Raw genomic sequence first — 11,470 nt, 5'->3', positions numbered from 1 at the left:
ACGGCGATACGCCGTTTGAGGTGTTGCAGGCTTATTTTTCTCAACCTGTGGTGTAAACAACGCGGTTATTTTCTACAGCTAAGGCGTACCAAAACCGACAAACAGGATGCCAAGCTGATAGCCGACTACTGCCAGCGGGAAAACCCGCCCCTGTGGCAGCCCCTGTCTGCCAGCCGCAATACCCTCAAATGCCTGAGCCGCCGTGTCGAGCAGCTCACCGTACTGTTGAACATGGAAACCAACCGGCGCAAGGTGGCCGATTGGGCAACGCAAGATAGTTTGGATAGGGTGATTGGGTTGTTGGAATCCGAAATCGCGCAATGCCGGCAGGAAATGCAAAGCCTGATTGAGCAGGATGCGGAATTGAACAGGCAGCATGAACTACTGCAAACCATAGACGGGGTAGGTCAAATCACGGCCACTTGGCTGCTCTCCGTACTGGTCGATATTGACAAGTTTCCGAACAGCCGCAAACTGATTAGCTATTTGGGTTTGTCGCCCATGGTCAAAGATTCGGGCACCAGCGTAAAGATGACCAAGGTATCCAAGATGGGTGATAAATTTGTGCGCAAAGCCCTGTATATCCCCGCCCGGATAGTCTGCCTGCGAAGCAAGCTGTGGCGGCCTTGGTTTGAGCAAAAGATAAAACAGGGCAAGCATCCGAAGCAGGTGTATATTCTGATGATGTGTAAAATCGTCAAATACGCCTATGCCGTGCTGAAATCCGGCCAGCCTTTCGATCAGGAAAGACACCGCAAGGCTGCCTGAAACGGAGCACAAAATAAAACAGCACCGGTTTTAACCGTTGCTGCTTTGCCGTGTCTGCGATTTGCAAATTTATTGAAAATTTATGTTGACACGGAATACGGTATCTCATTCAAACCATCCAGACAACATTCAAACCAAACAGGCCGGGTTTCGCTCCGGCCTGTTCCCTATCCTGACACCTCTGCTTAAGCCGCCACCGGCTGGTTGCGCAGCAGGCGGATGAGTTTGGCAATCCGTGCCTTCATTTCGCGGCGATCCACAATCTGGTCGATGGCGCCCTTTTCCAGCAGGAACTCGGCGCGCTGGAAGCCTTCCGGCAGTTTTTCGCGCACGGTCTGCTCGATCACGCGCGGGCCGGCGAAGCCCACCAGCGCGTTCGGCTCGGCCAGCACCACGTCGCCCAAAAAGGCGAAGCTGGCGGACACGCCGCCCATGGTGGGATCGGTGAGCACCGAAATGAACGGCAGCTGCTTGTCATTCAACAAGTGCAGCACGGCGCTGGTTTTGGTCATCTGCATCAGCGAGCTGAGGCCTTCCTGCATACGCGCCCCGCCAGAAGCGGCCACGCACACGAAGGCGCAGCCGTGCTCCGCCGCCGCACGCACGCCGCGCACGAAGCGTTCGCCCACCACCGAGCCCATCGAGCCGCCGATAAAGCGGAACTCAAACGCGGCCACCACCACCGGCAGCCCGTCCATCTCGCCCTTCATCACCACCAGCGCGTCGTTTTCGCCGGTGGCCTTGCGTGCGGCGCTGAGGCGGTCGGGGTATTTTTTGCTGTCTTTAAACTTGAGGATGTCGGTGGGCTTCACGCTCTCGCCGATTTCTTCGCGGCCGTTTTCGTCCAGCAGCAGATCGAGTCGCTCGCGGGCGCTGAGCGGGTTGTGGTGCCCGCATTTGGGGCAGACTTGGTGATTGTGTTCCAAATCAGACGCATACAATACTTCGGCGCAGGCGGGGCATTTGCGCCACAGGCCTTCGGGCACGCCGGATTTGCCGTTGTCTTCGCGTTTGATTTTTGGGGGGAGGATTTTGTCGAGCCAACTCATGATTTACTCCATTTGCTCCTAATTGGATTTTGTTTGCCGCTGGGGCAACACAACAGTCGGGCGGGATGGTAGCTAATGGCGGCGGTTTAGGCAAGTTTTGTAAAGGCCGCAAGGATTTTGCCCGGCTGCGGGCGTTTTTACAGGCAAATTGGCCGGTAGGCCAGGCAGGCATCCACCACTTCTTCCGCCGTCGGGGCGTAATCGGCCAAGCTGCCGTGGCGGGCGTTCCAGCCTTCAGGGTAGAAAAACAGGCCGCTGCCTTCGGGGTGCGGCACATGGCGGTCGAACTGCGCCATCAGTTCTTCCAGCAGGGCTTCGTCGTCTTCCGCTGCCATGATGCGTTCGCCCAAGCAAATTAATTCTCTACGTGTCATGTATCGGGCAACCTCGATTTTTCAGGTAGCCTCAGATGGCGTCTTTCAGGCTTCTCACCAATCTGCCCACCGCTTCGCTTTCTCGGCCGGGATTGGCTTCGATTTCCTTCACGATGCGGCTGCCGATGACCACACCGTCGGCCACGGTGGCGATTTGCCGCGCGCTCTCAGCGTCGCTGATGCCGAAGCCCACACAAATCGGAATCGGCACATGGCGGCGCAACACGGCGACTTTGTCTGCCACTTCGGCGGTATTCAGGCTGGCCGAACCGGTTACGCCTTTGAGGGAAACGTAATACACGAAGCCGGAAGCGAGTTTGGCGATTTTGGCCATGCGCGCTTCGCCGGTGGTGGGGGCGATGAGGAAGATGGTATCGATGTGTTCGGCTTTGAGCGCTTCGTGCAGCGGGGCGATGGTTTCGATCGGGCTGTCGACGGTGAGCACGCCGTCTACGCCGGCTTGGGCGGCGGCGCGGGCGAATTCGGCATAGCCCATTTTGTGGATGGGGTTCAGGTAGCCCATGAGCACCACGGGGGTGTTTTGGTTGCTTTGGCGGAAGCGGCGCACGGTGTCGAGCACGTCGGCGAGCGTTACGCCTTGTGCCAGGGCGCGTTCGGCGGCGCGCTGGATGGTGGGGCCGTCGGCCATCGGATCGGAAAAGGGCACGCCCAGCTCGATGATGTCGGCACCGTTGGCGGCGAGGCTGTGCATCAGCTCCAGTGTGGTTTCCAGGCTGGGATCGCCGGCGGTGATGTAGGTAACAAGGGCTTTACGGCCTTGCGGGTGTTGGAAGATGCGTTTCATTGGGTTCTTTCCATCTCTCGATTGTTGATTGTTTGGGGCTGCTTGAAACTGCTTGAGGCTACCTGAAAAAAGTGCGGCGGCTTGCGGCAAAGCCGGCAGCCGCTAAAGGCTACCTGAAAAAATATTTTTTGCAACACGGTTTACCGCTGCCCCCAATGCGGCGGTTTCGCCTGCCGTCCAATTTTCGCGGCTGTCGATTATCTGTCCCCAGCCGAAATCGTATTTGAAACGGAAGGACTTTTGCACGGGCAAAAATACAAAACAAAAAATATCGGCTTCGGGCGCGAAAATCTTTTCCAAGAAAACAAAATCGGACGAGCGCGGTAGCAAGGGTGCAACAGCGTTCGACATCACTGCCTGCCAAGCAGCAGTAAAACAGGTCTTGCATTTCGTGCACGGTTTGTGTCGTATTAGGTGCAGGCTACCTGAAAACCAGAAAGCAGCCTGCTCCTTACCCAATAATTATAGGCTGCTTTTTCGCTATAGGCTGCTTTTTCGCGCTAGTTCTTCAACGACTGCACCGGTGCGGGAATCCGCCCGCCGCGGTTCACAAACACTTCGCAGCTGCCTTCCTTTACCGGCATAATCGGCGCATAACCCAAGAGGCCGCCAAATTCCACGCTCTCGCCCACATCCTTGCCCGGCACGGGGATGATGCGTACGGCGGTAGTCTTGCTGTTAATCATGCCGATGGCGGCTTCGTCGGCGATGATGCCGGCAATCGTGGCGGCGGAGGTACGGCCGGGTACGGCAATCATGTCCAACCCCACGGAGCACACGGCGGTCATGGCTTCCAGCTTGTCCAGTGTCAGGATGCCGCTTTCGGCCGCCGCAATCATGCCTTCGTCTTCCGACACGGGGATGAATGCGCCGCTCAGCCCGCCCACCGCGCTGCTGGCCATCATGCCGCCTTTTTTCACCGCGTCGTTCAACAGCGCGAGCGCGGCAGTGGTGCCGTGCGTGCCGCACACGCTCAAGCCCATCGCTTCCAAAATGCGGGCGACCGAATCGCCCACCGCCGGCGTGGGCGCAAGCGACAAATCCAAAATACCGAACGGGATGTTCAGGCGGCGTGCCGCTTCGTGGCCGATAAGCTCGCCCACGCGGGTGATTTTAAAGGCGGTTTTCTTCACGATTTCGGCGATTTCGGTCAAATCCTTGCCCGCACAGTCGGCCAAGGCGGCCTGCACCACGCCGGGGCCGGACACGCCTACGTTCAGCATCACGTCGCCTTCGCCCGCGCCGTGGAACGCGCCTGCCATAAAGGGGTTGTCGTCCACCGCGTTGCAGAACACGACGATTTTGGCGCAGCCGAAGCCTTCGGGCGTGATGCCTGCCGTGCGCTTGATGGTTTCGCCCATCAGCTTCACCGCATCCATATTGATACCGGCGCGCGTGCTGCCGATATTAACTGAGCTGCACACGATGTCGGTGGTTTTCATGGCTTCGGGGATGGAGCGGATAAGGATTTCGTCTGATGGCGACAGGCCTTTTTGTGCCAACGCGGAAAAGCCGCCGATAAACGACACGCCGATGGCTTTCGCCGCTTTATCGAGCGTTTGCGCCACGGAAACATAGCTGTCTGCGCCCGTGGCCGCCGCGATTTGGGCAATGGGCGTTACGGAAATACGCTGGTTCACAATCGGCACGCCGTATTTGGCCGACAAAAATTGCGCTGTGGCCACCAGGTCTTTGCCGACGCGGGTGATTTTGTTGTAGATATTTTGGTTGAGCGTGTCGAGATCGGGAGAGATGCAGTCGTGCAGGTCGATGCCGATGGTGAGCGTGCGCACGTCGAAGTTTTGGTCGGCAACCATGCGGACGGTTTCGAGGATTTCAGCGGAATGGATATGGGGCATGGGGTGTTTTCTTTTGGTTGATGGGGTACAGGCTACCTGAAAAAGATAAATCAATCTTCCAAGCGAGAACCCGCAGTATGGCAGGCCGGCAGCGGTTCACGTTTGCCGATGGCGATTGCCTGCGCGGCACGTTTTTCCTGCACGGTTTTGCCATCTTGCCCGTTGCCGTAGAACTTACGCGGATTGCCGCACATCCAGCAGGAGCAGGGTTTGGGCGTGGTTACGTAGAACTTGAGGCTACCTGAAAAATGGCTACCTGAAAAATGGTAATCATGGCGGCGTTTTTGTTTTAACCGGGCGAGATGGTGGCGGCACAGGCTGATGGACATGGATTTCCCTCGCGGTATTTTTCAGGTAGCCTGAAACTCAAATCCGGTGCATGGCTTGAAACAGCGCTTCATTCTGCATGCGGATGTCCAGCCCCAGCCGTTTGCCGGCTTCGCCGAACACGCGCAGCATTTCTTCGCGGCTGTTCGGGCAGCGTGCGGTATCCATCAAGATAATCATGGTGAAATAATCGCCCATCAGCTGCTGGCTGATGTTGAGGATGTTGATTTGATGTTCGGCCAAGAGCTTGGACACGTCAAACACGATGCCGATGCGGTCTTTGCCAATCACGGTGAGCACAGAATGGGTGTGGGGCATAATCGTTTAATTCCTATCAAAGGCCGCCAGCATACGCTGTTTGCCGGTTTCAGTCATCCTGTTTGCCGCCTTCGGCCGCAGCCACCATCTGCTCGGCTTCTTCCTGCGTTAAAGCAGCAAAGCCGGCGGGCAAGTCAAGCGATTCCAAGGCGGCTTGGCCGGCCGGTTTGCCCGCCATGTCCACAAAAGCCTGCTGCAAGGTTTCCTGCTGCTCGGCAAAATCGGGATGCAGCACCACCATATGCGTTACCGCTTCAAATTTGCTCTCCTGCAACACGCGCAGCTGCTCCAGCGTGCGTTTGCTCATGTGGGCATAGGTGTCGGCCACAAAGAAGCCGACCTGGGCACCGCCTTTAATCAGTGCGGAAGCGGCTTGGGAGAAAGTGGCCGTTTCTTCGATTTTCAGTTTATCCGCATCCAACCCGGCTTCTTTGAGCAGGCGCAGGCCGAGGCAGTGGATATCCGGGTTCGGGCCGGTCTTCACCAGTGCATCGGCAGGCAAATCTGCCAACTTCTGATATTCTGATTCGGCGGATACGGCCACCACTGCTTCATCGAATTTATCTTTCAGGCGCGCCAGCGGCAGGTAACCCTTATCTTTCATCAGCGCCACGGCATCGAAAGCGTTGGCATACAGCATGGCCATCTTCCCGGCCTCGGCCAGCTCCTGGATTTCCGCCGCGGCAGAAGGCAGCTGCAAATGAATAAGCAGCTCGGTTTCCCGCTGCAAATAGCTGCTGAGCAGATACCAATTGCTGAAGTGGTCCGGCAAATAATCCGGCGCCACCACAAAATCTATTCCAGCTTGTTGTACCATAACGTTTTCCTTGCTTTAAGCCGATCCATTTCAAGCAGTCTGAAGGCTACCTGAAAGCGTAAATTCCAACTGGGTTAGCATGCAACACCAACGGGGTGAGCGCATAAACCAAACGAAGTTAATAATACAATCGCCCGCCTCCGCCAGGCTTTTTGCTTATTCCCTTCCTGTCTGCTTGAGAATAGATACCGTTATTCTTGTCTTAGTTTAGTTATATTACCACCTTTGCCGCGCAGAAAACACCGTCCGCCAGCAGCAATTCCGGCAAAACTTTTGTCATATGCCAAAGGCCTTGTCAAAACCGCCCATACAGCATTGCCTCGTAGCAGGCCGGCCTAGAAAATTTGAATTGATTTTAAAGAAAGATAAATAAAACGGAATCTGTAAAATAACAGGGCAATGAGAAAAGGAGGTGAATTTAGCGATTGCTACAAATAAAAAAACAACCGCTTGAAAAGCGGTTTGTGGTGCCCAGGGTCGGACTCGAACCGACACACCTTGCGGCGGGGGATTTTGAGTCCCCTGCGTCTACCAATTTCGCCACCTGGGCAGGTGAGGAAGATGCGCATTATAGGCATTTTTCCGCGTTTGTAAAGTTTTTTACCCAAGCAAAAGTGATTTCACTATACAAAACCGTGTTTCCAATGGAAATAAAACAACAATCGCAGCAAGCCGCTCGGGTGTTATATAATCCGCCGCCATGTGCAAACCGATAATTTTGATGACCATCGCCCTGCTACTGGCCGGCTGCCCCGCCCGGCAAAGCGGCGATTCAGCAGCATCTGCCGCCGCCAGCGCGGTTGCCCCCGCCCCGTTTCACGGTGCCGACCTGCGGCAAGAACTCATCGGCGGCGATTTCACGCTCACCGCGCACAGCGGGCAAACTGTCGGCCTGAGCAGTTTCAAAGGCAAAGTGGTGGCACTGATTTTCGGCTACTCCCACTGCCCCGATGTTTGCCCCACCCACCTGCTCACCCACGCCCAAGCCCTCGCCCAGCTGCCGCCCGAACAGGCCGGGCAAGTACAGGTGTTGTTTATTTCTGTCGATCCCGAGCGCGACACGCCCGAGCTGCTGGCGCGCTACGTGCCCGCCTTCAACCCGAGCTTTATCGGGCTCACCGGCAGCCGGGAAAACGTACAGGCCGTGATGAAGCAATACGGCGCCACCGCCGCCGCCCAGCCACCGAACGCCAACGGCTTCTACACCGTAGACCACAGCACCGGCACCTTCCTGCTCAACCGCCAAGGCCGGGCAGCCGTGCTCGAACCATTCGGGCAAAGCGCCGAACACCTCGCGCAAGACATCCAAACCCTGTTAAACCAACAGCCTTAACCCAAAAGGCTACCTGAAAACGATGTTTCCGAAGGAAGCAGAGTTTCTGCGAAGCTAAAACAGCAAAGGCAAACGCAGCCTGATATTTTCCAGGTAGCCTCCACATAAGAAACCCCAAACCATGCAGAAAAACGACCAACAAGCCCGCCTCGCCGTACTCATCGACGCCGACAACGCCCCCGCCGACATCATCGACCGCCTGCTCGAAGAAATCGCCAAATACGGCATAGCCAGCGTCAAACGCATCTACGGCGACTGGAGCCACGGCCTCTCCAAATGGAAAGCCGCCCTCCTGCCCCACGCCATCATCCCCGTGCAGCAATTCGCCTACACCAAAGGCAAAAACGCCACCGACATGGCCCTCGTCATCGACGCCATGGACCTTTTATACAGCGGCAACTTCGACGGCTTCTGCATCGTATCCAGCGATTCCGACTTCACCCGCCTCGCCAGCCGCCTGCGCGAAAGCGGGCTCACCGTATACGGCTTCGGCGAAAAGAAAACCCCCACCGCCTTCCGCAAAGCCTGCGACAAATTCGTTTACACCGAAATCTTCCTGCCCGAAAAACAACGCGCCAACAAAGAACGCAGCAACGGCAAAACACCCGCCCCCGCCGCCGAAGAAGCCAACAACACCCCCGACGCCCTGCCCCTGCTCAAACGCGCCGTGCGCGAAAACGCCGACGACCTCGGCTGGGCCAACCTCGGCCCCATCGGCAGCTACATCAACAAAACCAACCCCGACTTCGACTCCCGCCTCTATGGCTACGGCAAACTCTCCGACCTCATCAAATCCTTCGACATCTTCGAACACCGCACCGACAACAACCAGCTCCAAGTGCGCCGCAAAACCGAATCCCGCCCCGAAAGGCTACCTGAAAGCGAGCAAAGCGATTTTCTGCGCAGCAAAAACGAGCGCAGCGAGCTTCGCCAAAACGAGCCCAAACCAAACGACCAGCCCGCAGACACCAAACCCGCCAAACCCAGCTCCCGCCCCGCCAAAACCGAAAACAACCCGCCCAAGGCCGCCAAACCCTCCTTCACCAAACTCATCCCACTGGTACAGCAGGCCATCCAGCATACCGCCGACCAAGACGGCTGGGCCCGCCTCGGCGACGTAGTCAAACAACTCCCCGCAGCTATCGATCCCATCCAATACGGCTGCGCCAACGGCCGCGACCTCATCCACTCCATCTACAGCGACTGGGTGGAAATCAAAAAAGCCGGCCGCGGCGAGCGCATCCGCATCAACAAGCAATTCATCGTGAAAACCGAGCAAGCCTAGCCAACAACAGGCTACCTGAAAACACCGCTTCAACGAAATTAAAATGCAGCACCACGGCATTTCTGCAAAGCCGATATTTTTCAGGTAGCCTCATCCCGCAAAGAAACCACATCATGCTGTTATTTATCGACAACTACGACTCATTCACCTACAACATCGTCCAATACTTCGCCGAGCTCGGCCAAGAAATCAGCGTGCGCCGCAACGACGACATCAGCCTGAGCGACATCGCCGCCCTGCAGCCGCAATACCTCGTGATTGGCCCCGGCCCCTGCTCGCCCAAAGAAGCCGGCATTTCCGTGCCCGCTCTTCAGCATTTTGCCGGGCAGATTCCCATCTTAGGCGTATGCCTCGGCCACCAGGCCATCGGCGAAGCCTTCGGCGGCCGCATCGTGCGCGCGCAAAAGCTCATGCACGGCAAAGTCTCCCCTGTGCACCACCAAAACAGCGGCGTCTTCGCCGGCCTGCCCAACCCCGTCACCTGCACCCGCTACCACAGCCTCGCCATCGAACGCGCCAGCCTGCCCGAATGCCTCGACATCACCGCCTGGACGGAAGACGGCGAAATCATGGGCGTGCGCCATAAACAACACCCCATAGAAGGCGTACAATTCCACCCCGAAGCCCTGCTCACCGAACACGGCCACGACATGCTCGCCAACTTCCTCAGGCAGCACGCCCCCCGTTAGAAATGCCAAAGGCCACCTGAAAGCGAAGCTTCAACGCAGTTAAAACGAGCGAAGCCAGTTTCGCCAAAACTTCAGCCGAGCCCCAAACCCAATCCATCGCAAACAAAGGAAAAATCATGAGCCTGAAAGCCCGCCTCACCGAAGACATGAAAACCGCCATGCGCGCCCACGACACCCTCGCCCTCTCCACCATCCGCCTCGCCAATGCCGAAATCAAACGCTACGAAGTGGACGAGCGCCAAGAAGCCGATGATGCCAAAGTTACCGCCATGCTCGGCAAAATGATCAAACAGCGCAAAGAAAGCGCCGCCATCTACCAGCAGGCCGGCCGCCAAGACCTCGCCGACAAAGAGCTCGCCGAAGTCGAAATCCTCCAGCGCTACCTGCCCGAAATGCTCTCCGAAGCCGAAATCCAAAACGCCGTAGCCGCCGCCATCGCCGAAACCGGCGCCGCCGGCATGGCCGACATGGGCAAAGCCATGGGCGTGCTGAAAAAACGCCTCGCCGGCCAAGCCGACATGGGCGACGTGAGCCGCCTGCTCAAAGCCGCCCTGCAAAAATAGCCCAGGCAAAAGGCTACCTGAAACCCAAAACATTTTTCAGGTAGCCTTTTCTTTCTCCGCAAAGGCTACTTGAAAGCACAGCTTCAACGCAGTGGAACGATGTACTGCGAAGCAAGGCTGGGTTTCTGCGAAGCTAAAACGAGCAAAAAGAGTTTCACCCAAACACCCAAACCACCCGCAAAGGAACCGCAAACCATGTTCACCCCCCAACAAGCCCTCCAGCGCCTGCTCAGCAACAACGAGCTCTTCCACGACGAAATGACCAGCCTCATGCGCCAAATCATGCGCGGCGAAGTTGCCCCCGAGCTGATTGCCGCCATCCTCATCGGCCTGCGCATCAAAGTGGAAACCGTGTCCGAAATCAGCGCCGCCGCCCAAGTGATGCGCGAATTCGCCGCCCAAGTGCCCGTGGCCGAGCCCGATAAGCTAGTGGACGTGGTCGGCACCGGCGGCGACGGCGCCCACACCTTCAATATTTCCAGCACCGCCATGTTTGTGGCCGCCGCCGCCGGCGCCAAAGTGGCCAAACACGGCAACCGCAGCGTATCCTCCTCCAGCGGCTCGGCCGACGTGATGGAGCTCGCCGGCATCGCCCTCTCGCTCACGCCCGAGCAGGTGGGGCAATGCATCGACCACTGCGGCGCCGGCTTCATGTTCGCCCCCAACCACCACAGCAGCATGAAATACGTTGCCCCCGTGCGCCGAGCGCTCGGCGTGCGCACCGTGTTTAACGTGTTGGGCCCGCTCACCAACCCCGCCGGCGCCGCCAACCAGCTCATCGGCGTGTTCCACATCGACCTCGTCGGCATCCTATCCCGCGTGTTCCAGCAGCTCGGCAGCAAACACGCCCTCGTGGTGCACGGCAGCGACGGGCTGGATGAAATCACCCTCACCGGCCCCACCCGCGTGGCCGAGCTCAAAGACGGCCTCATCGCCGAATACGACATCCACCCCGAACAATTCGGCCTGCCCGTGCGCGCTAATTTAGACGACATCAAAGTGGCCTCCGCCGCCGAATCGCTCGCCGTGATGAACCGCGTGCTCGCCGGCGAGGCGGGCGCACACCGCGACATCGTGCTGCTCAACGCCGGCGCCACGCTCTACGCCGGTAACGTGGCCACCACGCTCGACGAAGGCGTGGACATGGCGCGCGAAGCCATCGACAGCGGCAAAGCCCGCGCCAAACGCGACGAAGTGGCCGCTTTCTCGCAAAAGCTGGCCGCACAAGCGGGCTGAGGTGGAAAGGTTTCAGGCAGCCTTGAACAGGTTTGCCTGAAAAGATG

General features: G+C 57.8%; 14 protein-coding genes and 1 tRNA gene. 6 read left to right on the top strand and 9 right to left on the bottom strand.

Annotation, left to right across the window (positions count from 1 at the left end; translation table 11 throughout):
• Positions 1 to 768 (top strand): transposase (locus H9Q10_RS09240; RefSeq protein ID WP_238480182.1); only part of this gene is annotated, 768 nt, incomplete at its 5' end.
• Between the two features lie 185 nt (positions 769 to 953).
• Here the strand turns inward: H9Q10_RS09240 and accD are convergent.
• From accD to H9Q10_RS09195, 9 genes are all read right to left on the bottom strand, one after another.
• Complete coding sequence (gene accD, locus H9Q10_RS09235; protein WP_197903670.1) at positions 954 to 1,817, bottom strand: acetyl-CoA carboxylase, carboxyltransferase subunit beta; 864 nt, start codon at positions 1,815 to 1,817, stop codon at positions 954 to 956.
• A gap of 137 nt (positions 1,818 to 1,954) precedes the next feature.
• Entirely contained in the window at positions 1,955 to 2,191 is a 237-nt protein-coding gene (locus tag H9Q10_RS09230; RefSeq protein ID WP_197903669.1) for a colicin immunity protein, read from the bottom strand.
• A gap of 31 nt (positions 2,192 to 2,222) precedes the next feature.
• Positions 2,223 to 2,996, bottom strand: a complete 774-nt coding sequence (gene trpA, locus H9Q10_RS09225) for a tryptophan synthase subunit alpha (protein ID WP_197903668.1) — start codon at positions 2,994 to 2,996, stop codon at positions 2,223 to 2,225.
• A gap of 102 nt (positions 2,997 to 3,098) precedes the next feature.
• Positions 3,099 to 3,242, bottom strand: coding sequence for a hypothetical protein (locus H9Q10_RS12185; RefSeq protein ID WP_238480181.1), 144 nt, complete (start codon positions 3,240 to 3,242; stop codon positions 3,099 to 3,101).
• Between the two features lie 254 nt (positions 3,243 to 3,496).
• Complete coding sequence (locus H9Q10_RS09215) at positions 3,497 to 4,855, bottom strand: PFL family protein (protein WP_197903667.1); 1,359 nt, start codon at positions 4,853 to 4,855, stop codon at positions 3,497 to 3,499.
• Between the two features lie 50 nt (positions 4,856 to 4,905).
• Positions 4,906 to 5,184: a hypothetical protein gene (locus H9Q10_RS09210; protein ID WP_197903666.1), complete on the bottom strand. Its 279-nt coding sequence runs from the start codon at positions 5,182 to 5,184 to the stop codon at positions 4,906 to 4,908.
• A 37-nt stretch (positions 5,185 to 5,221) separates the two neighbouring features.
• Complete coding sequence (locus tag H9Q10_RS09205) at positions 5,222 to 5,500, bottom strand: ACT domain-containing protein (RefSeq protein ID WP_197903665.1); 279 nt, start codon at positions 5,498 to 5,500, stop codon at positions 5,222 to 5,224.
• A 49-nt stretch (positions 5,501 to 5,549) separates the two neighbouring features.
• Positions 5,550 to 6,317 (bottom strand): PhnD/SsuA/transferrin family substrate-binding protein, encoded by a 768-nt coding sequence (locus tag H9Q10_RS09200; RefSeq protein WP_197903664.1) that lies wholly within the window; start codon positions 6,315 to 6,317, stop codon positions 5,550 to 5,552.
• A 465-nt stretch (positions 6,318 to 6,782) separates the two neighbouring features.
• Positions 6,783 to 6,867: transfer RNA gene (locus tag H9Q10_RS09195), tRNA-Leu, on the bottom strand.
• Positions 6,868 to 7,038: 171 nt separating this feature from the next.
• Here H9Q10_RS09195 and H9Q10_RS09190 point away from each other — a divergent pair.
• The 5 genes from H9Q10_RS09190 to trpD all read left to right on the top strand — a co-directional run bounded on the left by H9Q10_RS09190 (position 7,039) and on the right by trpD (position 11,423).
• On the top strand, positions 7,039 to 7,650 hold the full coding sequence (locus tag H9Q10_RS09190) for an SCO family protein (protein ID WP_238480180.1): 612 nt from the start codon (positions 7,039 to 7,041) through the stop codon (positions 7,648 to 7,650).
• A 121-nt stretch (positions 7,651 to 7,771) separates the two neighbouring features.
• The gene (locus H9Q10_RS09185) at positions 7,772 to 8,935 is read left to right on the top strand and encodes an NYN domain-containing protein (protein ID WP_197903662.1); all 1,164 of its coding nucleotides are present in this window, start codon (positions 7,772 to 7,774) and stop codon (positions 8,933 to 8,935) included.
• A gap of 113 nt (positions 8,936 to 9,048) precedes the next feature.
• Entirely contained in the window at positions 9,049 to 9,624 is a 576-nt protein-coding gene (locus tag H9Q10_RS09180; RefSeq protein WP_197903661.1) for an aminodeoxychorismate/anthranilate synthase component II, read from the top strand.
• Between the two features lie 116 nt (positions 9,625 to 9,740).
• Positions 9,741 to 10,187: a GatB/YqeY domain-containing protein gene (locus H9Q10_RS09175; RefSeq protein WP_197903660.1), complete on the top strand. Its 447-nt coding sequence runs from the start codon at positions 9,741 to 9,743 to the stop codon at positions 10,185 to 10,187.
• A 195-nt stretch (positions 10,188 to 10,382) separates the two neighbouring features.
• Positions 10,383 to 11,423, top strand: coding sequence for an anthranilate phosphoribosyltransferase (gene trpD, locus H9Q10_RS09170; protein ID WP_197903659.1), 1,041 nt, complete (start codon positions 10,383 to 10,385; stop codon positions 11,421 to 11,423).
• Positions 11,424 to 11,470 lie beyond the last annotated feature (47 nt).

The sequence above is a fragment of the Eikenella glucosivorans genome (assembly GCF_016025525.2).
Taxonomy (GTDB): domain Bacteria; phylum Pseudomonadota; class Gammaproteobacteria; order Burkholderiales; family Neisseriaceae; genus Eikenella; species Eikenella glucosivorans.
Note: the sequence above shows the minus strand (reverse complement) of the source record. Positions and strands in the feature narration are given on the sequence as shown.

What these genes read in the sequence shown, in the direction of transcription:
- accD (WP_197903670.1), bottom strand. Translation starts at nt 1,817, where the DNA reads ATGAGTTGGCTCGACAAAATCCTCCCCCCAAAAATCAAACGCGAAGAC.
- H9Q10_RS09230 (WP_197903669.1), bottom strand. Translation starts at nt 2,191, where the DNA reads ATGACACGTAGAGAATTAATTTGCTTGGGCGAACGCATCATGGCAGCG.
- trpA (WP_197903668.1), bottom strand. Translation starts at nt 2,996, where the DNA reads ATGAAACGCATCTTCCAACACCCGCAAGGCCGTAAAGCCCTTGTTACC.
- H9Q10_RS09215 (WP_197903667.1), bottom strand. Translation starts at nt 4,855, where the DNA reads ATGCCCCATATCCATTCCGCTGAAATCCTCGAAACCGTCCGCATGGTT.
- H9Q10_RS09210 (WP_197903666.1), bottom strand. Translation starts at nt 5,184, where the DNA reads ATGTCCATCAGCCTGTGCCGCCACCATCTCGCCCGGTTAAAACAAAAA.
- H9Q10_RS09205 (WP_197903665.1), bottom strand. Translation starts at nt 5,500, where the DNA reads ATGCCCCACACCCATTCTGTGCTCACCGTGATTGGCAAAGACCGCATC.
- H9Q10_RS09200 (WP_197903664.1), bottom strand. Translation starts at nt 6,317, where the DNA reads ATGGTACAACAAGCTGGAATAGATTTTGTGGTGGCGCCGGATTATTTG.
- H9Q10_RS09190 (WP_238480180.1), top strand. Translation starts at nt 7,039, where the DNA reads ATGACCATCGCCCTGCTACTGGCCGGCTGCCCCGCCCGGCAAAGCGGC.
- H9Q10_RS09185 (WP_197903662.1), top strand. Translation starts at nt 7,772, where the DNA reads ATGCAGAAAAACGACCAACAAGCCCGCCTCGCCGTACTCATCGACGCC.
- H9Q10_RS09180 (WP_197903661.1), top strand. Translation starts at nt 9,049, where the DNA reads ATGCTGTTATTTATCGACAACTACGACTCATTCACCTACAACATCGTC.
- H9Q10_RS09175 (WP_197903660.1), top strand. Translation starts at nt 9,741, where the DNA reads ATGAGCCTGAAAGCCCGCCTCACCGAAGACATGAAAACCGCCATGCGC.
- trpD (WP_197903659.1), top strand. Translation starts at nt 10,383, where the DNA reads ATGTTCACCCCCCAACAAGCCCTCCAGCGCCTGCTCAGCAACAACGAG.